The sequence below is a fragment of the Rhizobium sp. LARHSG275 genome (assembly GCF_052871115.1).
Map to the genome: position 1 here is coordinate 46,774 of NZ_JBIXJN010000016.1, position 19,194 is coordinate 65,967.

General features: G+C 60.9%; 18 protein-coding genes and 1 tRNA gene. 13 read left to right on the forward strand and 6 right to left on the reverse strand.

The features are described from left to right. Positions 1-15 precede the first annotated feature (15 nt). The 3 genes from ACIPSK_RS21630 to ACIPSK_RS21640 all read left to right on the forward strand — a co-directional run bounded on the left by ACIPSK_RS21630 (position 16) and on the right by ACIPSK_RS21640 (position 2,120). Positions 16-987 carry a beta-ketoacyl-ACP synthase III gene (locus tag ACIPSK_RS21630; protein ID WP_162117278.1) on the forward strand — a complete coding sequence of 324 codons (972 nt, stop codon included), beginning with the start codon at positions 16-18 and terminating at the stop codon, positions 985-987. Positions 988-1,092: 105 nt separating this feature from the next. Next, on the forward strand, positions 1,093-1,431 hold the full coding sequence (locus ACIPSK_RS21635) for an integration host factor subunit alpha (protein WP_017963794.1): 339 nt from the start codon (positions 1,093-1,095) through the stop codon (positions 1,429-1,431). Between the two features lie 149 nt (positions 1,432-1,580). Beyond that, positions 1,581-2,120 (forward strand): MerR family transcriptional regulator, encoded by a 540-nt coding sequence (locus tag ACIPSK_RS21640; RefSeq protein ID WP_017963795.1) that lies wholly within the window; start codon positions 1,581-1,583, stop codon positions 2,118-2,120. Positions 2,121-2,128: 8 nt separating this feature from the next. Here the strand turns inward: ACIPSK_RS21640 and ACIPSK_RS21645 are convergent, their stop codons facing one another. Then, positions 2,129-2,476, reverse strand: a complete 348-nt coding sequence (locus ACIPSK_RS21645; RefSeq protein WP_162117202.1) for a response regulator — start codon at positions 2,474-2,476, stop codon at positions 2,129-2,131. Between the two features lie 380 nt (positions 2,477-2,856). On the opposite strand from ACIPSK_RS21645, the gene ACIPSK_RS21650 reads away from it, so the two are divergent. Then, positions 2,857-4,503, forward strand: a complete 1,647-nt coding sequence (locus ACIPSK_RS21650) for an ATP-binding protein (RefSeq protein WP_162117203.1) — start codon at positions 2,857-2,859, stop codon at positions 4,501-4,503. A gap of 39 nt (positions 4,504-4,542) precedes the next feature. On the opposite strand, the gene ACIPSK_RS21655 is transcribed toward ACIPSK_RS21650, so the two are convergent. Further along, on the reverse strand, positions 4,543-4,857 hold the full coding sequence (locus ACIPSK_RS21655; RefSeq protein ID WP_162117204.1) for a DUF1236 domain-containing protein: 315 nt from the start codon (positions 4,855-4,857) through the stop codon (positions 4,543-4,545). Between the two features lie 327 nt (positions 4,858-5,184). Between ACIPSK_RS21655 and bcsN the strand changes: the two genes are divergently transcribed. The 6 genes from bcsN (at position 5,185) to ACIPSK_RS21685 (ending at position 15,041) form a co-directional block, all read left to right on the forward strand. After that, positions 5,185-6,165, forward strand: a complete 981-nt coding sequence (bcsN, locus tag ACIPSK_RS21660) for a cellulose biosynthesis protein BcsN (protein ID WP_162117205.1) — start codon at positions 5,185-5,187, stop codon at positions 6,163-6,165. 58 nt (positions 6,166-6,223) lie between these two features. After that, complete coding sequence (bcsA, locus tag ACIPSK_RS21665; protein ID WP_032985274.1) at positions 6,224-8,416, forward strand: UDP-forming cellulose synthase catalytic subunit; 2,193 nt, start codon at positions 6,224-6,226, stop codon at positions 8,414-8,416. Continuing rightward, positions 8,413-10,902, forward strand: a complete 2,490-nt coding sequence (locus ACIPSK_RS21670) for a cellulose biosynthesis cyclic di-GMP-binding regulatory protein BcsB (protein WP_162117206.1) — start codon at positions 8,413-8,415, stop codon at positions 10,900-10,902. The genes bcsA and ACIPSK_RS21670 overlap by 4 nt, the downstream gene beginning before the upstream one ends. Then, positions 10,899-11,945, forward strand: a complete 1,047-nt coding sequence (locus ACIPSK_RS21675; protein ID WP_446532966.1) for a glycosyl hydrolase family 8 — start codon at positions 10,899-10,901, stop codon at positions 11,943-11,945. Before ACIPSK_RS21670 ends, ACIPSK_RS21675 begins: the two co-directional genes overlap by 4 nt. Continuing rightward, positions 11,942-14,296, forward strand: a complete 2,355-nt coding sequence (locus ACIPSK_RS21680) for a cellulose synthase (RefSeq protein WP_162117207.1) — start codon at positions 11,942-11,944, stop codon at positions 14,294-14,296. The genes ACIPSK_RS21675 and ACIPSK_RS21680 overlap by 4 nt, the downstream gene beginning before the upstream one ends. Positions 14,297-14,372: 76 nt before the next feature. Further along, positions 14,373-15,041 (forward strand): HAD family hydrolase, encoded by a 669-nt coding sequence (locus tag ACIPSK_RS21685; protein WP_162117208.1) that lies wholly within the window; start codon positions 14,373-14,375, stop codon positions 15,039-15,041. Between the two features lie 345 nt (positions 15,042-15,386). Here ACIPSK_RS21685 and ACIPSK_RS21690 read toward each other — a convergent pair whose 3' ends face one another. Then, positions 15,387-15,797 (reverse strand): hypothetical protein, encoded by a 411-nt coding sequence (locus ACIPSK_RS21690; protein WP_162117209.1) that lies wholly within the window; start codon positions 15,795-15,797, stop codon positions 15,387-15,389. 649 nt (positions 15,798-16,446) lie between these two features. Here ACIPSK_RS21690 and ACIPSK_RS21695 point away from each other — a divergent pair. Then, a tRNA-Pro gene (locus ACIPSK_RS21695) sits at positions 16,447-16,523 on the forward strand. Positions 16,524-16,710: 187 nt separating this feature from the next. On the opposite strand, the gene ACIPSK_RS21700 is transcribed toward ACIPSK_RS21695, so the two are convergent. Next, complete coding sequence (locus ACIPSK_RS21700; protein ID WP_162117210.1) at positions 16,711-17,343, reverse strand: class I SAM-dependent methyltransferase; 633 nt, start codon at positions 17,341-17,343, stop codon at positions 16,711-16,713. Between the two features lie 535 nt (positions 17,344-17,878). Here ACIPSK_RS21700 and ACIPSK_RS21705 point away from each other — a divergent pair. Then, on the forward strand, positions 17,879-18,097 hold the full coding sequence (locus ACIPSK_RS21705; protein ID WP_162117211.1) for a hypothetical protein: 219 nt from the start codon (positions 17,879-17,881) through the stop codon (positions 18,095-18,097). A gap of 6 nt (positions 18,098-18,103) precedes the next feature. Here the strand turns inward: ACIPSK_RS21705 and ACIPSK_RS21710 are convergent, their stop codons facing one another. Continuing rightward, positions 18,104-18,337 carry a DUF982 domain-containing protein gene (locus ACIPSK_RS21710; protein ID WP_026154105.1) on the reverse strand — a complete coding sequence of 78 codons (234 nt, stop codon included), beginning with the start codon at positions 18,335-18,337 and terminating at the stop codon, positions 18,104-18,106. Positions 18,338-18,533: 196 nt separating this feature from the next. On the opposite strand from ACIPSK_RS21710, the gene ACIPSK_RS21715 reads away from it, so the two are divergent. Then, positions 18,534-18,746 carry a hypothetical protein gene (locus ACIPSK_RS21715; RefSeq protein WP_003558379.1) on the forward strand — a complete coding sequence of 71 codons (213 nt, stop codon included), beginning with the start codon at positions 18,534-18,536 and terminating at the stop codon, positions 18,744-18,746. A 92-nt stretch (positions 18,747-18,838) separates the two neighbouring features. On the opposite strand, the gene ACIPSK_RS21720 is transcribed toward ACIPSK_RS21715, so the two are convergent. Beyond that, positions 18,839-19,132 carry a helix-turn-helix domain-containing protein gene (locus tag ACIPSK_RS21720; protein WP_017963809.1) on the reverse strand — a complete coding sequence of 98 codons (294 nt, stop codon included), beginning with the start codon at positions 19,130-19,132 and terminating at the stop codon, positions 18,839-18,841. Positions 19,133-19,194: the final 62 nt, after the last annotated feature.

The following is a 19,194-nucleotide window of genomic DNA, read 5'->3' on the forward strand; positions in this document are numbered from 1 at the left end:
AGGGTTCAATCAAAGATGATCCGTTCAGTGGTTCGCGGGTTCGGAGCCGCACTTCCGAAGCGCGTGATGACCAATCGTGACATGGAGGCCATCGTCGACACATCCGACGAATGGATCGTCCAGCGCACCGGCATCCGCCAGCGTTATGTCGCCGGCGATGACGAAACGACAGCGTCGCTGGGTGAGGCCGCCGCACGCGCAGCCCTTGCCAATGGCGGCCTGACGCCTGCCGATATCGATCTTGTCATCTGTGCCACCTCGACGCCGGATAACACCTTTCCGGCAACGTCGGTCAACATCCAGAACCGCCTCGGCATGAGCCACGGCTTCGCCTTCGACGTCCAGGCCGTCTGCACCGGCTTCGTCTACGCGGTGACGACCGCCGATGCCTATATCCGTGGCGGGCTTGCCAAGCGCGTTCTCGTCATCGGCGCCGAAACTTTTTCGCGCATTCTCGACTGGAACGATCGCACCACCTGCGTGCTTTTCGGCGACGGCGCCGGCGCGATCATACTCGAAGCGACCGAAGGCGAGGGCACAGTTGCCGATCGCGGTGTGCTGACCACGCATCTGCGCTCCGACGGCTCGCACAAGGAAAAGCTCTATGTCGATGGCGGACCGTCGACGACGGGCACTGTCGGAAAGCTGCGCATGGAAGGCCGCGAGGTCTTCAAATACGCCGTGGGCATGATCACCGATGTCATTCAGGCGGCTTTCGATGCGACCGGAACCACCGCCGATGATCTCGACTGGTTGGTACCGCATCAGGCCAATCGCCGCATCATCGACGGTTCGGCGAAAAAGCTGAACATCGATGCGGCGAAGGTCGTCATCACCGTCGACCTGCACGGCAATACGTCGGCCGCCTCGATCCCGCTGGCACTTGCCACCGCTGCCGGCGACGGCCGCATCAAGAAGGGCGACCTGGTGATGCTCGAAGCGATGGGCGGCGGTTTTACCTGGGGTGCGGTTCTGCTGCGCTGGTAGGCACGAATCCTAAAAAACTGGCGGCGAACAAGAGCTTGACCGTAAGGCGCAAGACAAATACTCTTCGTGCGATTTCACAAAATATTTTGTATGGGCGGGGAAACCATGACCGGAAAAACAGTGACGCGAGCAGACCTGGCGGAATCCGTTTTCCGAAAGGTTGGGCTTTCCCGGACCGAATCTGCCGAACTGGTCGAAACTGTCATTGACGAGATCTGCAACGCCATAGTGCGTGGTGAAACCGTCAAGCTTTCCTCCTTCGCCACCTTCCAGGTGCGCGACAAGAATGAACGAATCGGCCGCAACCCAAAGACTGGCGAGGAGGTTCCGATTTCCCCCCGCCGGGTCATGACCTTCAAAGCGTCGAACGTGCTGAAGACGCGGATCCTCAAGGCGCATGTCGCTCGCAAGATCAAGCTGAAGCCGCTGAATCCGTCTCCTTGATAATCGGCTTCCCGTTTCGAAACGGTTTTTTTCTCTCTCGCACTGACCATCCTTGTGCGCAACGTCGAGACATGACTTGAATTGTCGGCGCCAAACCGTTGAAATATGATGAGTCGCCGTAGGATCGAGCCGCGAGGTCGCGTAGCAGTATGACGTTGGACAAGAGCCCCGATGCCTTTCGCACCATCAGCGAAGTCGCAGACGATCTTGATCTGCCGCAGCATGTGCTGCGCTTCTGGGAGACGCGTTTTCCCCAGATAAAGCCGATGAAGCGCGGCGGCGGCCGTCGCTACTACCGGCCGGAGGATGTGGATCTCCTCAAGGGCATCCGGCATCTGCTCTATGATCACGGCTATACGATCAAGGGTGTGCAGAAGCTTCTGAAGACCAACGGCAACAAGTTTGTCATATCGGTCGGCCACGGCGATCTCGCCAGCGTCGAGGCGCTTGCGTCGGGCGTGCAGGAGGTGGGTGCCGGGGAACCGCGCGTCGGCATGGCTGATGAAGACCAGATTGTCGGCCGCGCCAAACCGCCGATCACCCGCAGGTTCTTCAACTTCGTCGCTGGAGACGACGAGCAGGAAGTCTCGATCGGCAAATCGAGCGTTGGCAAGGAAGACCGAGCGCTGCTGCAGGAGGCGCTCTACGACCTTCTGGAATGCAAGCGTCTGCTTGATCAGGTGCGTTGAACAGGAACTCAGGTTTCAGCAAGCCGCTTCATCGCCTGTTCGAGTTCGCTGAGCTGGAAGGGTTTTTGCAGCACGGGCAGCATGCTTGGGCCGCTGCCATCAGGCGGCGCGCCATATCCCGTTGCATAGAGATAGGGTTTTCCGCGTTCGTCGAGCAGCTTTGCGACCGGCAGCGAGCTCTGCCCGGCAAGCGAGACGTCGAGGATGGCAGCGTCGAACTCCGTATCCCTGGCGGTTGCAAGCGCCCGTTCCAGATCGGGCGCGCTTGCGCAGACCCGGTAACCCAAATCGGCGAGCATGTCCTCAAGCAGCATGGCAATCAGCGTGTCGTCTTCGACGATGAATATGTCTTTCATGATCCCGTCCACCCATTGCCCCCTTGCTAAAGCATGTCGCGCAAAAGTGTGCCGCGGTTTTGCGCTAACGACATGCGTAAAAACAAAGACCTAAAGCGCGAGGAGCAAATCTGAAAGATCGCGACGCGCCTTAGGCACGGAGATTTATGTGGACTGCCTGCACGGCTCGTCAAGACGTTGTGCCCGCCAGTACGAGAAACAGCATATTGCCGGTTGAAATTCGATGTGCAAAAGCTGGGATGCCGTTTTCCGCAACGGCTCCTGCATAATTCCTTAAACCGGCATCGATTCGAGGAATAAAATTATGCAGCAATTCAAAGCGTTACAGCGTCATTTGCGCGTCTGAAAAGATATGGCGGCGCCGTAAGAAGGGGTGTCGAATGGATTTGCTGAGTGCCACGGATTGGCTGCGTCACAGGCCGGGTTATACATATCCGCTGGCCATTGCCTTCGTTGGCCTGACGTTTCTTCTAAGGCTTGCCGCCAGCGACACTCTCTCCGGCTTTCCCTTCCTAAGCTTTCTTCCGGCGATATTGCTCGCCAGTTTCATAGGTGGCGTGGGGCCGGGCCTTGTCGCCGCCTTGGTTGCCGGTTTCATAGTCCAGCAGTTTTTCGTCGAGCCGCACAATGTCTTCTGGCCGGTCAGCGCCAGCCAATGGGTCGGCCTTTCCACTTATTTCATCAATGCCGCGATCATCGTCGGCCTGATGGAGATGATCATTATCGCACATGAGCGACAGAGCCGCCTTCGCAGCGAACTCAACAGCTTCAACACGCGCCTCGAAGAGACAGTGGTTCAGCGCACTGCTGAGCTCAGGCATGAGATGGAAGAGAATGCTGCCGCTCAGGCGCAGGTCCGCCAGTTGCAGAAGATGGAGACGATCGGCCAGCTGACCGGCGGCGTCGCCCATGATTTTAACAACATGCTGGCGATCATCATCGGCAACCTCGATCTCGCGCAGCGGCGGCTGAGCGGCAGCGAGGATCCCCGCCTGCCATACTCCATCCAGAATGCCAAAGACGGTGCGCAGAGGGCGGCGGTACTGACCGCGCGTCTTCTTGCTTTCTCGCGCCAGCAGCCGCTCGCCCCGGAGGTGATCGACCTCAACAAGCTGGTCGGCGGCATGTCTGAGCTCTTGCGGCGCACGCTCGGCGAGCAGATCCGGATCGAGACCGTGCTTGCCGGGGGTCTCTGGCCGAGCTTTGCCGATTTGAGCCAGCTCGAAAATGCCATCTTGAACCTTGCCGTCAACGCCCGCGATGCTATGCCGGGCGGCGGAAATCTGACGATCGAGACAGCCAATACCGAACTCGACGAGCGATATTCACGCATGCATTCGGAGGTCGAGGCAGGCCAATATGTGATGGTCAGCATGACGGACACCGGCACCGGCATGTCGCCGGAGGTGATCGAGCGCGCCTTCGACCCGTTCTATACGACCAAGGGACCCGGCAAAGGCACCGGTCTCGGTCTCAGCCAAGTCTATGGCTACATCAAGCAGAGCGGCGGCCACATCAAGATCTATTCGGAGATCGACAGGGGCACGACGGTGAAGATCTATCTTCCCCGTCGTGTCGCCATGACGGACGCCCGGTCGGGCGCGGCCGGCGCCCAGCCGATTCCTCACGGCAGTGTCAATGATACGATCCTGGTGGTGGAGGACGATGAGAACGTCCGCACCATGACCGCCGAAAGCCTGCATGAACTCGGTTACACCGTGTTGCAGGCGGCAAGCGGCATAGAGGCGCTTCTGTTGCTCGAAGAAAATCCGGCAGTCGACTTGATCTTCACTGATATCGTCATGCCGCAGATGAGCGGACGTCAGCTTGCCGATGTCGTCCAGGAGAAATGGCCGACGATCCGGATCCTTTACACGACGGGTTACACCCGTAATGCCATCGTCCACAATGGTGTGCTCGATCACGGCGTTTCCCTGCTCGCCAAGCCCTTCAGTCTGGAGCAGCTCGCCCATAAGATCCGCGAACTTCTGAATATACCGGCGAGGGTGGGAGACGAGCGGACGTGAAGCCGGAATACGGCCGCACGTCCACAATTCCCGATCGCGCTATTCCAGGACCTGGATAATGCGGTGCGTCTTCGGCTCGACAATCACGCGCCGCTCATTGACGACGGCATAGCCGTAGCCGTCGATATTTGGGACGGTGTGCACTTCGACGGTATCGGGCAGCGTCGTGCCGACCGCGATATCGCCGTCATAGGCGACGGACGGTGTGTTTTGCTCCATCACGTAGGTGCGCACCTCGCCGGGCAATACGACGGAGCCGGTCGCGGCGGGATCGGTGACGATGACAGTGCTCTGCGCGAAGGCGGCGGAGCTGATGGTCAGTATGGCGGCCGCAGCCAGCATGGTCTTGCGCATGGGATTTACTCCTTTTTCTACCCCAGACATCAAGGCAACGCCGGCCATGCGGCATGGTTCCCCGCGAGCTTTTCGCCGCAGCGGAAGACAGGCGCAATGAGAGTAATTAAGTTGTTACTAAATTAATTTGTGCGTCATACGGTTGAGCTGTCTGAACAAAGTTCGAAAAGACTCCAGCCGATGATGTTAGAGCCCGCTTGTTTACTTTTCGCTAACCATGTTGGACGTTTATTCTGAACGGACGACCAACCGGTCGTTGATTCGACGATCCGTCGCGTTTCGGCTTGCGAATGGATCTCTAGAGAGACGATTGCGGCGGCTCGAGACATGCGCTTGCGGAAGACCATATTGCTGTTGGCCGTGGCGGGCGTGATGGCCGGCTGCACATCGACAGGCGGCGTACGCCAGCTTTCCGGGCCAGAGACGGTGGCGCCTGAAAAGGCGCTGGTCCTGCCGCCGCCGGGCGGCCCGTCGATCGTCAGCGTCATCGAGCGCAAGCGCGGCAACGGCGTCGAGCAGACGATCTCGCTGTTTACCTCATCCTCCGTGCCCGGCCAGAATTTCCTGAAGGTCCAGTTCTTAGGCGCTTCCGGAGCCAATCCCGGTACCGGCAATGCCGGCTTCAGCATGATCAACGAGAGCGGTATCAGCCGCGAGGTGGCCCGTTCGGCGCCCGGCGTGCGGATGGCGACGTCGGCGACCTTCTTGCAGAACGCCTATGGCCCCTTCGGTTATGCCTCCGGCCGCAGCCGTGCCGGCGACACCTGCGTCTATGCCTGGCAGCAGATCCGCTCCAGCACCGCTGCCAATACCCAGGCGCGCAATTTCGGCATGATCCAGCTGCGCCTGCGCCTTTGCGATGCCAGAGCGAGCGAGCGCCAGTTGCTCGGCATCGTCTATGGCTACACCGTCACCGGCACCTTCGAGGGCGAGGTCTGGAACGCTTACGGCAATCCGCCGCCCGCCGACGCAGCACTCGGGCGCACCGGAGAGCCGATCTATCCGGACGAGGGTGGTTACCGCGCCAGCCCGATGCCGATCGGTTACGAGCCGGCGCCTGCCTTCGTCAGCCGGCCGCGGGCCGCTGCCGTTGGCAGCGCTGCGACCTCGCAACCGGCTCAAGGCGCCGCATCGGTGCCTGCACCCATCGGCCCGCGCGTGCCGCTGCCGGGCGAGGCGCCGCAGACGAGCGCAAGGCCGAATGCGGCCGCTGCGCCAATCGAACAATCGGTAAGGGCAATCGGCGTCACCGTGCCTTCGCCGGACTGCATAGGCGACGCGGCCATGACGGCCGCCTGCCGGAGATAATGAGCATGCCCGCGGGCGCCCGTTGGTGCCCCGGTTGAGCAATTTCGAAGGAACGTCGATGCGCAAAGCCCGCAGTGTCATCATATGGGCCGTGGTTTCGCTCTGCATGATCGTGCTGATCACGCTGCCGGTCAACCTGCAGACCCAGCTCATCACCAGCATCACGGTCGTGACCGTCATGGCGCTGATCAAAGTTTTGAAGGGTGAGGGGACGTGGCGCCTGGTGGCGCTCGCCTTCGGCACGTCGATCGTGCTGCGCTATGTCTACTGGCGCACCACCAATACGCTGCCGCCTCTGAATCAGTTGGAAAACTTCATTCCCGGCCTGCTGCTCTATCTGGCCGAAATGTATAGCGTCGCGATGCTGGCGCTCAGCCTGTTCATCGTCGCCACCCCGCTGCCGTCGCGCCCCTCGCGTGCCGCCAATCCCGGGCGCCTTCCTCATGTCGACGTCTTCGTGCCATCCTACAATGAGGATGCCGGTCTTCTCGGAAACACGCTGGCCGCCGCCAAGGCCATGGACTATCCGGCCGAGAAACTGCATGTCTGGCTGCTCGACGACGGCGGCACCCTGCAGAAGCGCAATTCCGGCAAGCTGCTCGAAGCCCAGGCGGCGGCTGCCCGACATATCGAGCTGAAGCAGCTCTGCGACGATCTCGATGTCCACTACCTCACGCGCGACCGTAACGAGCACGCCAAGGCGGGCAATCTCAACAACGGCATGAAACATTCGACCGGCGAACTTATCGCCGTCTTCGATGCCGACCACGCGCCGGCCCGCGATTTCCTGCTCGAGACCGTCGGTTACTTCGAAGACGATCCGAAGCTCTTCCTCGTCCAGACCCCGCACTTCTTCATCAATCCCGATCCGCTGGAGCGCAACCTTCGCACCTTCGACAAGATGCCGAGCGAGAATGAGATGTTCTACGGCATCATCCAGCGCGGCCTCGATAAATGGAACGCGGCCTTCTTTTGCGGCTCGGCTGCGGTTTTGAGCCGTAAGGCGCTCGAATCCCAGAATGGGTTTTCCGGAATCAGCATCACCGAGGATTGCGAGACGGCGCTGGCGCTCCATGGCAGCGGCTGGAACAGCATCTATGTCGACAAGCCGCTGATCGCCGGCCTGCAGCCAGCCACCTTCGCAAGCTTCATCGGCCAGCGCAGTCGCTGGGCGCAGGGCATGATGCAGATCCTGCGCTTCCGCTTTCCGCTTCTGAAGCGCGGCCTGACGATCCCGCAGCGCTTCTGCTACATGTCCTCCACGCTGTTCTGGCTCTTCCCGTTCCCGCGCACGATCTTTCTGTTTGCGCCGCTCTTCTATCTGTTCTTCGATCTGGAAATCTTCACCGCCTCGGGCGGCGAGTTCCTCGCCTATACGCTTGCCTATATGCTCGTGAATCTGATGATGCAGAACTACCTCTATGGGTCATTCCGCTGGCCCTGGATTTCCGAGCTCTACGAATATGTCCAGACCGTACATCTGCTGCCGGCTGTCGTCTCCGTCATGCTCAATCCGAGGAAGCCGACCTTCAAGGTCACCGCCAAGGACGAATCGATCGCCGTCAGCCGTCTGTCGGAGATCAGCCGCCCGTTCTTCGTCATCTTTGCGGTGCAGATCGTCGCGCTCGTCATCACCATCTACAAGATCTATGCCGAGCCCTATAAGGCCGACGTCACGCTCGTCGTCGGCGGATGGAATGTCATCAACCTGATCATGGCCGGCTGCGCGCTTGGAGTCGTATCGGAGCGCGGCGAGCGCGCCTCCTCCCGTCGCGTCCGCGTCAACCGGCGCTGCGAATTCGGCGCCAACGGCAAGTGGTACACGGCCTCGATCGAGGACGTCTCCGTGCATGGCGCGAGGCTGCACATCTTCAACAAGCATCTCGACGAGATGCTGGTCGGCGCCGTCGGCGAAATCCGCTTCCGGCCCTATAGCGGCGCGGATCTGGAAACCCTGCCGCTCATCGTCCGCAACATCGAGCCGTCGGGCGACATCAGCAATGTCGGCTGCCAATACGTGCCGAAAAGCGCGCTCGACCATCGCCTGATCGCCGATCTGATGTTTGCCAATTCCGACCAGTGGACCCAGTTTCAGGCCTCGCGCCGCCGCAATCCGGGCCTGATCCGCGGCACCATCTGGTTTCTCGGCATGGCGTTCTACCAGACGAGCCGAGGCCTCGTTTACTTCTTCCGCAGCATGCGGCCGGAGCGGGAAGCCCAGCAGCAGGCGGCAAAGGTCAACGCCGGATGAGAAGGATCGTCGTCGCCTCGCTTTTCCTGCTGAATGCCTCCGCCTTCGCCCAGGCGCAGACGGCGCCCTTCGACATGTCCGGCGAGCGGCCGCCCGGTGCGTCCGTTACCCCGAGGTTGACGCCGCCCACACAGGCCGCGCCGCCTGCGGTCATTGCGCCCGTTCCCCTCACGCCTCCAGTTCCCGTCGTACCCGCGCCTGCAACCCCGGGTGCTCCCTCTCCTGCAACCCCGGCTGCTCCCCCTCCTGTTGCTTCGCCGGTTGCCACTCAGGCGCAGCCGGCGATGCCTGCGCCCCGGCCTGCCGCAGCCGCAAACAGCGTTGCGCCGCTGCATACAGGCGATGTCCGTCGCTTTGTCGTGCCCTTTTCGAAACTCGGCCTTGGCGGCGAATACGATCGCCGGTCATGGACTGTTTATCTGACACCGGAGCAGGCGAGGGCCAAGGCAAGCTTCACCTTCGCCTACCAGAATTCGATCGTCGTTGCGCCCGAGGCCTCCGCGCTGACCGTCTATCTCAACAATCGCCCGATCGGCCAGCAGCGCGTCGGCTCGCCGGATGGCTCTTCGGCCGTCACCTTCGAGGTTCCGCCCGGTTTGCTGCAGCCGGGCGCCAACCTCGTCACCTTCGAAGCCGATCAGCGGCATCGCACCGATTGCAGCATCCAATCCACTTATGAACTGTGGTCGAATATCGATCCGGCCGGAACCTATCTGAGCTTTGCCGGCAGGGACGCCGCCCAGCTATCGAGCGCCGATGCAATCCGCGCCATCGGCGTCAACGGCGCCGGCAAGACGGAGTTCGACTTCGTTGTCCCGGCACTGGAGCAGCCGGGAACCACCAAGCCGCTGCTACGGCTGGCGCAGGGCCTGTCGGTGCTGAGCAGTATGCCGAACCAGATTTTTGCCTTCAGCACCGCGTCGCTTCCGGCCGCCGGGCCTGGTAAGCTCAGCGTGCTCGTCGGCACCGCGGCAGAACTGCGGCCGCTCTTTCCCGACCTGCCACCCGGCGCCGAAAGTGCGGCACTCGCCGCTTTCGTCACCAACCCGCGCAGCGGCTCGCCGATCCTTCTGATCAGCGGCCCCTCCTGGCAGGCGGTCTCCTCGGCGATCGACACCATCGTTTCACCGACAGACCGGTCCTCGGATGTTCGCCGCGACGTGCTGACCACCGAGCGCTGGAGTGCGCCGAACGCGCCGCTGGTCTTTTCCGATACAAACATCGCCTTGTCTCAGCTCGGTGTGAAGACCACCGAATTCTCCGGCCGGCGGTTGCGGACGAGTTTCAATATCGCTGTGCCGGCCGATTTTTATGCCAATGCCTATGGCGAGGCGAAGGTGCTGCTCGACGCCGCCTATACCGATAACGTGATGCCCGGCAGCCACATCGATATCTACGTCAACGACAACATCGCCTCCACCGTCCCGATCACCACGACATCAGGCGGCATTCTGCGTCATCTGCCGATCCGCGTGACGATGCGGCACTTCAAGCCAGGTCTCAATTCGGTGGCGATCGAAGCGATCCTGATGACCAAGGACGATGCCGTCTGCGCGCCGGGCGCGGCTACCGGCACCACCCCGCGTTTTGCCCTGTTCGATACCTCCGAGCTGCAGATTCCGGATTTCGCCCGCGTCGGTCAGCGTCCGAATCTGGCGGCAATGGCCGGCACTGCCTATCCCTATGGTCGGGTCACGGAACCGACGCCGCTCTTCATCGACCGCGTCGATGCCGATACGCTTTCGGCCGCCGCCACGCTGCTCGGCCAGATGGCGATCACCGCCGGCCATCCGATCGTCGTCGAAACCGTCGCCTCGCCGAATGCGATCGGCGATCGTGACGCAATCTTCATCGGCTCCATCTCGCAGATGCCGACAACGGCGCTGTCACAGACCAACATCTCCACGGCGAGCCAAGCCTCGTGGCGTTCGGTGGTGGATACGCAGGTGGGCGTCGTCGATACCGGTACGGCCTTCGAGGAATGGAATTCCAAGGTCAGCGGCGGTGTCTTGCGCAGCCGGATCACGGCTATCCGCGAGTGGCTGTCGCGCAATTTCGATATCTCCCGCAGTTCGCTGCAATTCATCCCGGGCGCCGAGCAGATTTTCACGCCGGCCAACGCCGACACGCTGCTGGTTGCCCAGGGCTCCAGCCCCGCAGGGTCCGGCGCCTGGACCGTGGTGGCGGCGCCGTCGGCAAAGGACCTGCGCGAAGGGCTCGAGGTTTTGACCGCGCAACTGAACTGGCCGCAGATATCGGGCCACATCACCACCTATTCGAGCAAGACAGGCAAGATCGAAACCCTGCCCGTTACCCGTTTCGATTTCGTGCCGTCCACCCCCTGGTCGATCGCCAATTACCGTCTGATCGCCGCCAACTGGCTATCGACGAATATCCTCTCCTACTCCTTCCTGCTGGTCGTCTTCGTGCTGCTGATCGGGATCACCACCTCGAGCATGCTCAGAAAACTGGGCCGGTCCAAATGAGGCAGTGGCGCGCGCTCCTGATGGCGGCAACGATCGCGCTTGCCCCGGCGGGCCCGCCCGCTGTTGCGCAGCAAGCGATGATCAATGCCGGCGCATGGTCGGCCTACAAGGCGAAGTTTCTCGATGCGACCGGCCGCATCATCGATAACGGCAACGGCAATATCAGCCACAGCGAAGGGCAGGGCTATGGCATGCTGCTCGCCTATCTCTCAGCCAGCCCCGCCGATTTCGAACAGATCTGGTATTTTACCCGCACGGAGCTGCTGCTGCGCGACGATGGCCTGGCCGTGTGGAAATGGGATCCGAACGGCAAGCCGCACGTCACCGACGCTAACAACGCCTCGGACGGCGACATGCTGATCGCCTATGCGCTGGCGCTTGCCGGCACGGCGTGGAAACGCAACGACTATATCCTCGCCGCCTCCCGAATGGCGCAGGCGTTGCTTGCCGAAACCGTCGTGCGCTCTGCCGGCCACACACTCCTGTTGCCGGGGAGCCAGGGTTTTGCCGCTACCGACCGTGAGGATGGCCCCGTCGTCAACCCGTCCTACTGGATTTACGAGGCGATCCCGGTGATGGCGGTGCTCGCTCCGTCGGACGCCTGGCAAAAACTGTCGGATGGTGGCCTAACGCTGTTGAAGACGATGCAGTTCGGCCCGCGCAAACTTCCCGCCGAATGGGTGAGTCTCAGCGGTCAGCCGCAGCCGGCGCAGGGTTTCGACGCCGAATTTGGCTATAACGCCATCCGCATCCCGCTCTATCTTGTTCGTGGCGGCGTCACCGACAAGGCGCTCTTGACCCGTCTGCAGCAGGGGATGTCGCAAGACGGCGTTCCCGCCACCATCGATCTGACCACCGGCCGGACGAAGACCGTGTTGCCGGACCCAGGTTATCGAATTGTTAATGATGTTGTGGCCTGTGTGGTCGATGGGACCAAGTTGCCGGTCTCGGCCCTGCAATTTGCGCCCGCACTCTATTATCCGTCCACGCTTCAACTGCTGGGGCTGGCCTATATTGGGGAGAAGCATCCGGAGTGTCTGTGAAGTCTTCTCTCGTGGCGGTTTCAGCGGCAGTCGTGGTGGCAACCCTCGTCACCGGATTGAAAGATCGTGTCGCTCTGCAGGAAAAGTTCGGCCTTGAGTCTGCCGGCAAGCCGGCACCGGAGCTGATGATGATGGGCCGCATCAAGCCGACTGATGCTTCCGCCGGCAATCCTGAATTCAATGCGCAGCTGGTGGCCGACAAGATCGAGGCGATCACATCTCCGTCGCCGCCAGCACCGGGCGTGCGCGAGCCGGATGCCGCAGCACCGCAACCGGCGGCACCGCCCGCGACACCTCAGACGGTCGCCCAGCCGGCGCCGGTCACGCCGCCCATCGTTTCCGCGCCGCCAGCACCGCAACAGGCGGCCGCGCCTGCGCAGCCTGCCGTCGATGAAAGTGCGCTTCGTTATTTCGCCAGCCGCGGCGACAAGGTGCGCCTGCAGGCCGAAATCTCCCGCCTTCAGGCGCTCTACCCAAACTGGGTTCCGCCGGCCGATCCGCTCGCCGTGCCGCAGAATGGCGACAAAAGGCTTGAGGCCATGTGGCAGCTCTATTCCGATGGCCGCTATGCGGAGTTGCGCAAGGCCGTCGCCGACCGCCAGGCAGCCGATGCCGGATGGCAGCCGCCGGCCGATCTGCTCGACCGGCTCGACGTCGCCGAGGCCCGTGCCCGTCTCGTCAATGCCTCGGACCTCAAGCAACATGCGACGGTCGTCGATATCGCTGCTGCAACACCGAGCCTGCTCACCTGTAGCGAGATCGATGTCCTCTGGCGTGTCGCCGAAGCCTTCATCCGGACGGAGAGGGTGCAGCGCGGCCAGGATGCCTACGCTTATATCCTGAAGAACTGCACCAATCCCGCCGAGCGGCAGGCGACGGTCGAAAAAGCCTCGACGCTGCTTGGCTACCAGCCGATGCAGGCATTGCTCACGCTGGAGAGGCCTGCTGCCGACGGCAGCAAGGAATTCGATGCGATCCGCGGCAATCTCACCCGACGCTTCGTGGCCGAGGGCAATGACGATCTGAAGCTTGTTATCGCACCCGACTACATCGCCCGTCTCGAAAAACTCGCCGAGACCGAGGGGCTCGCCTCCGACGCGCTGCTGCTCGGCTGGTATCAGCTTCGCCGCAACAACGATGCCGATGCCGAGCAGTGGTTCCGCGCTGCCCGAGCCAAGCAAGATTCGGCGGCCGCTTCGCAGGGGCTGGCGCTGGCGCTGATTGCCCGCAAGGCGCCTGAGGAAGCCGAGGACGTGATGTTCCGCTGGCGCGCCGATTCCGAGGATGCGACATCAACCTATCTCGCCGCCACCGCCAACCTGATGGCGTTACAGCCGCCGGCCGATCTGGCCGAAGACGTGCTGCACCGCATCGCCACCGAGGTCATCGCCCGGAAATATGTGCCGACGGCGCAGCAGTTCGGCTGGTATGCCCGCTCCCTCAACCAGTTCCAGACCGCCGCGCGTTGGTTCGAGACGGCGCTTGCCTGGAAACCTGATGACGAACCGTCCGCCTATGGCCTTGTCGTCACCCGCGAGCAACTGAGCGACCGCAAGGGCGTGCTCGACCTTCAGCGCGCCTGGGCCGGCCGGTCGAGCCGGATCACCAATCTCGAAGACACGTCCTCCCTAATGCCGAATGCCGTCACGCCGCCGCCGGAGAAGGGCGGGCTTGCCGCACAGCAACCGGCGCAGCCGACGCAGCGTCCCCCGACCGAGCCGCTTCCGGCCGATCGCCGCATCACCCTGCAGCCGGGGTCGGAAGTGGTCGTTCGCGCGGCGAGGCCGGCGATGGAGACGGTGACCGTCCCGCGCGGTCCGCGCCAGACGCGCGGCTGCTCGACGACAATCGATGCGGCGCAGCTTGAGCCGGCCGATGCGCTGTCGCGCGGCTGGTGCCTGATGGATATCAACCGGCCGATGGAGGCAATCTCGGCGTTCGAGGCGGCATTGCAGAGCCCCGCGCGCAAGGTCCGCGAAGACGCAGCCTACGGCCAGAGCCTTGCCTATCTCCGCGCCGGCCTTTCCACCAATGCCGCCGTCGCGGCCAGCAAGGCGCCGCAGAACCGGCAGCGCGCCGCCGAACTCCAGGTGGCGATCCTCGCCGACCGTGCGCTTTCAGCCTTCGACGCCGGGCGTTACCGCGAAACCCTCATCTATCTCGATCAGCGCGCCCAGCTGCAGCAGGAACGCATCGACCTGATGGTTCTGCGCGGCTACTGCTACCTCAATCTCAAAATGTACGGCGATGCGACCCGCATCTTTGAGGCCGCTGCGGCGACCGGCAGCCGCGATGCTGCCCGCGGTCTTGCAGACGTTAGAAACGTCACGCATCCCGACGTCAACGACTGACGTTGACGCCGCCGCCGCTCTCCGCTACTCGCCTGCGCAGGGGCGCGCCTTGGCCTCATGCCCAAAGGAAACATCCGTGTCCGCTCTCCATAACATCCTCGACAGGTCCTATGACGCCTTCCTTTTCGACATGGACGGAACGCTGCTGAATTCCATCGCCGTCGTCGAACGCGTCTGGAGCGAATGGGCAAGACGCCACGGCTTCGAGCCGGAGGTCTTCCTGAAGACGATCCATGGCATCCGCGCCTCCGACGTGATCCGCGGGCTCGGCCTGCCCGGCGTCGATCCCGCCCATGAGGCGGATCTGCTGCTCGTCGAGGAGATGGAGGATGTCTCCGGCATCGTCGAGATCCCCGGCGCCGTCCGCTTCCTCTCCGCCATTGCTGAGGGCAGATGGGCAATCGTCACTTCGGCGCCAATCGAGCTCGCCAGGCGCCGCATGGCCGCCGCCGGCATCCCGATGCCGAGGGTCATCGTCAGCGGCCAAGAGGTCAAATCAGGCAAGCCCAGCCCCGAAGGTTATCTGCTCGGCGCAAGCCGCCTCGGCGTCGATCCGAAAAAATGCCTGGTCTTCGAAGATGCCGTCGCCGGCATTCTCGCCGGCGAAGCCGCCGGCGCCGATGTTACCGTCATCACCGAAACCCATGCCACGCCCTTCGAAACACCACATTTTTCGATCGTCAACTACCAGACATGGCAGCCCCGCCAGACCGCCGAAGGCCAGTTGGCGCTGGCTGCGATCTGACCATTCGGGCAAACCGCTGCCTTTTTGTTGGAGGCAAGATTTTTCCGCTCGCCTTGCACGCGCTGAAAAACTAAAGCGCAGCCCAGTAGCGCACTTGACTGGGGGAACGACACCCTTAGTCCCGGCTCTTCTTTCTTTCGAGGCTGACAGAGAGCCAGCCATTGAACTGTGATATCTCGACTTTATTGCGGGTTTCAGGTGCAGTCTGTGAAAAGACGTAACGCAGCTGGGCTGCAAGCGGTCGACGGTCCCAATTTGGGGGCCGGAGGACGGCCAAGAATGGGCGCTGAAGCTGAAAAGGGGCCTGCCCGGCGGCTGAATGTTGGACCGCCGGGCCGGGTCCTGCTACTTGACGACATTCACATTTATGATGGTCTCGTCGACCCTCCCATTTCCGGAGGGAGATCTGACAACGACTTTGTCGCTGCCGATGTAGCCTGGTTCCGAAATATAGTAACCAACCTCGCCTTGGACCTTGACCGTTCGGCATTTCGCAAGCTCTCCCTTTTCGTAGGGAAAGACCGGCTCGCGGACGAGCTGGAAACGCCCGTGCTTGGGTTGTTCGATGACGTGAGTAGGCAGATAATCGACAAAGCTGCAGTCTTTGTTGACATGCCAGGTCTGGCCCAACTTCGTCTTCTCACCGGTGAGCACCGTTTTGGATACGGACTTCTGCCGAAAGCTGTCGGAGGTTGTGGTGCAGCCACAAAGTGCAATCATCGCCCCTGCAATTAAATAGGAAAAAATACTTTTCACTTTATACCTCAATTTTTGCGTGAAGAAACATTGAATTTCTCGGGAAGTCAAGCAGAGTACAGGCTCTGAATTGAACCTTGTTTCGCATCCAGGAACTATTGGGACGAAGGCAATGCTATAAATGCGGAACACCGCTCAACGGTCTCCCGGGGCGGTCCGACGCTGCTTATGGTGTCGCCATTCCCCATTTTGACGGAGAGGAAGCCGAAAGTATGCAGCAGCTCAGTCAAAAACAAGAGGTGGCGTATGCGGCAGTGCAGGAATATGCCGCGCAGATGGAGATTACGACCCGCGTGCTGCAGAAGTGCGCGCGTTAACCGTAAGCTGCGTCATGCTCCCACAAGGGACTGCGGGAGGCGAAGGATGAGGCCGTGCTCAGCGAGCGAGCATATCGTTGTTCTCTAGCATCCTGACTAGCTCTTGTTGGAATTCGTCTTGATTCATTCGTGCCACTAGAAGACGGAGACCTGTTGCTGACGTGCGCCGCCCAGAGAACGCAGCGGCAACATCGCGTGGGGCTTCGGTGGGACTCTTTGCACCGAACCGTGCATAACTGCCCCTTCCGTTCCATTTTTATTCTCGCGACCCTCATTTTCCCCTTGCGCTCTCAAAGCCGATTTCATAAAGCAATCAAGCCGTTTCGGCAGGTCGGGGCGTAGCGCAGCCCGGTAGCGCACTTGACTGGGGGTCAAGGGGTCGCTGGTTCGAGTCCAGTCGCCCCGACCATTTATCCCCTTGAAGTCCCAGTCAGAATGTCACTTTCTTCGTCCCGCTGGCGGCGGAAAACGGAACGAGACATTGGCAGAAATGCTAAAACGGTCGCCGAACGTGCAGAACGAAAATGTCATTTGTTCATGTTGCGGGCGAGGCTATAGCGCCGCCATTGCAAAGAACGGTGAGCCTTCGACCGCCTTCAGTGCGGTTTCTGAGCGATCGCTATCATCGATTTTGCCAGCAGCGGAATTCTCCCGACATATTCGAAATCGACGTCTTCAAAGCCTGTTTCGACCAGAAGCGTGCTGAGCGTTTCGGGAGACCAGAATTTGATATGGCCATGGTCCTTCAGAGGCATAAAATGGTCGTCCATCTTTCCGCTCACGGCCAGAGCCAGATTTTTCCAGTAGCCGTGGAAAGGCGTCGATACGACCGCGATGCCGCCAGGCTTCACCAGATCGTAAATGGTCGTCGAGAAGGCCTTGGGATCATAGACATGTTCCACCACTTCAAGGCTGATCACCGCGTCGAAGGTCCCATACCGGCTGGAAAGATCCTCGTAGCCGGAACCGATTTCCAGTGGAAGATCGGGGTGGGCCGTTCTCGCTTTCGCGATGCCGTCCTTCGACGGATCGACACCGACGACGTCATAGCCTTTTTCTGCAAGCACAGCTGCAGCACCGCCGGTGCCGCAACCGAGGTCGAAGACAGCCGTTTCATTTGCCTCCTGGAAACTGTTCTCGAGAACATCGACAACGGCCGGCAAAATATAGGAATGGGCGGTCGCCGGCTTGGCGTGTACATAGGTAGTAGCGTCTAGTTCGATAGACATTTTACCTCCTGAAAAGCTGAAGAAGTGAGCTGCCAATGGTACGGCGGACTTTGACCGGAGTGTGGTGCCGTTGTGGTATTAAGGTGATTAAGGCCGAAGGTATTCGCGGGAGGCCAGCCGCCGATTGGCTGTATCGACCATGCGCGACATCCTCCAGTGTGCCCAACGCTCGCCCTAGAGAAGATCCCGAAGCTGATTGACAGGGTGCCAAGAAGATGCTGAAAGCGGGCGCGTCCGGGTCTACCGTATTCTCGTCAGTCAATGGGCCGTTGCATCGGCTCTGGGCGCTTCGACCATTTAAACTAAATAAAGCGATGAAATACCATTTGAAGGTGCGTCGCAAATAAATCCTTTAGTTCTTTTTGGTGCTCCCTTAGTTGGGATAGACGGTATTTGTCGATTTTTGTTAAGGTTATACAAAGATTAGAAGTAAATAAACTAATTTTGAATTGAAACAAATCCGAAACCTCTTCGCATTCTCGCGAACTTGTGTAGATTAACATTATCCCTGTCACAGATAGCCTAGTGCGAGCGCATGGCAGATATGAAGCACAATCTAACTTGCAGACAGAGTCTCGCCAACGCGTTCCAGGCTCTGTCGGACGAGGCCGTCAAAGCCGGCTGGTCAGAGGGCGATGTCGCCCTCGCGCTCGCCGAACTCGCCGAGGAGCGGGTGATCGAAGTGACCGCCAAGGTGATCATGGAAGGTTTCATCCATCCCCAGCGCATCGCCGCCGGCGGTCGTAACGGCTAACCGATCTTAAACCAGCAATCCTGCGGTTTTCGCTGCCGTGACGAAGGAAGCCTGCGCTGCGCGCGGGCTGCGCAGTCCGTCGAGCGCATCCAGGCAGTGCTGGCGCGCAATGCGATAGTCGCGCCCACGCTTGCTCGGCCACCTTTTCAGATATTCGACTGCCTCCCAGACAGTCGAAACGATCAGGCTGCTGTTTGGAGAAAGGACCCGGACGGGGGAGGGAAAGCGTTTTTCACTCACGTCTGCACTCACTGATTCCTGCCACAAAACGCGCTCACAACGCGCGGGACAAAATTTTGTTCCATAATTTTGTCCTGCTGAAATTTGCGCGGTTGCTAAAGTTCAGGCCCTCGCGCATAATGGCTTTATGACGGTTGCGGAGGGCGGCCGGCGATGCAAGCGTGGATGCGTTTGCCCTCGGAGGATATGCGGCGTGATGTTACGATCATCAATTCATCCGCATGATTTACCGCTATTTTCGGAAGATCTCGATCTGCTTTCGCAGGTGCTCGACAAGGTCTGCGACGAACGCGGCCTCGTCAAAACGACGCCGGAGGCCGAGCGGATCGGTGCGGTCATCATTCAGCTCTACAGGCAGGGCGTGAAGGATGGCGGCAAACTCGCGGATCTTGCAAAAACTTATCTTTGACGATTAGTTCTGCTCGATCGAGACACCGTTCTTGCCGATGACCCCCGATATATTATGGGACAGCGAAACGCCCGGGCGCCCGATTAGCTCCGTCAATCGTCGTTGGCGGCGTTGAGGTTTTCGGGCCGGATGCCGTCATCGCTGAAGGTGCGGGCGCGTAAGCGGATGCCGGGTCCGCCTTCATCCTGATTACCGCTCGACAGGAAGATGATGCCGTTCGCCTCGAGCGTGCTGCGCACATCGAACAGCGCATGCGGCTCGCCGGCGAATTCCCCGTTTTCCAGCGCTCTCACAGTCTCGACCGGCAGGCCGCTGGCGGCCGCGAGCTCTTCGATGCTCATTCCGATCATGGCGCGCGCGCCGCGTATCTGCGTTGCTGTTATCATGGTCGAAAATCTAGCGCATTTCCAGCGCTTCTCAAGTGGCCGCGCTCTCACGTTGGGCGGTT

Coding starts and splice junctions, on each gene's coding strand:
- ACIPSK_RS21675 (WP_446532966.1), top strand. CDS start 10,899: ATGAGGCAGTGGCGCGCGCTCCTGATGGCGGCAACGATCGCGCTTGCC.
- ACIPSK_RS21700 (WP_162117210.1), bottom strand. CDS start 17,343: ATGTCTATCGAACTAGACGCTACTACCTATGTACACGCCAAGCCGGCG.
- ACIPSK_RS21655 (WP_162117204.1), bottom strand. CDS start 4,857: ATGCGCAAGACCATGCTGGCTGCGGCCGCCATACTGACCATCAGCTCC.
- ACIPSK_RS21640 (WP_017963795.1), top strand. CDS start 1,581: ATGACGTTGGACAAGAGCCCCGATGCCTTTCGCACCATCAGCGAAGTC.
- ACIPSK_RS21715 (WP_003558379.1), top strand. CDS start 18,534: ATGTTACGATCATCAATTCATCCGCATGATTTACCGCTATTTTCGGAA.
- ACIPSK_RS21705 (WP_162117211.1), top strand. CDS start 17,879: ATGGCAGATATGAAGCACAATCTAACTTGCAGACAGAGTCTCGCCAAC.
- bcsN (WP_162117205.1), top strand. CDS start 5,185: ATGCGCTTGCGGAAGACCATATTGCTGTTGGCCGTGGCGGGCGTGATG.
- ACIPSK_RS21630 (WP_162117278.1), top strand. CDS start 16: ATGATCCGTTCAGTGGTTCGCGGGTTCGGAGCCGCACTTCCGAAGCGC.
- ACIPSK_RS21645 (WP_162117202.1), bottom strand. CDS start 2,476: ATGAAAGACATATTCATCGTCGAAGACGACACGCTGATTGCCATGCTG.
- ACIPSK_RS21635 (WP_017963794.1), top strand. CDS start 1,093: ATGACCGGAAAAACAGTGACGCGAGCAGACCTGGCGGAATCCGTTTTC.
- bcsA (WP_032985274.1), top strand. CDS start 6,224: ATGCGCAAAGCCCGCAGTGTCATCATATGGGCCGTGGTTTCGCTCTGC.
- ACIPSK_RS21650 (WP_162117203.1), top strand. CDS start 2,857: ATGGATTTGCTGAGTGCCACGGATTGGCTGCGTCACAGGCCGGGTTAT.
- ACIPSK_RS21670 (WP_162117206.1), top strand. CDS start 8,413: ATGAGAAGGATCGTCGTCGCCTCGCTTTTCCTGCTGAATGCCTCCGCC.
- ACIPSK_RS21720 (WP_017963809.1), bottom strand. CDS start 19,132: ATGATAACAGCAACGCAGATACGCGGCGCGCGCGCCATGATCGGAATG.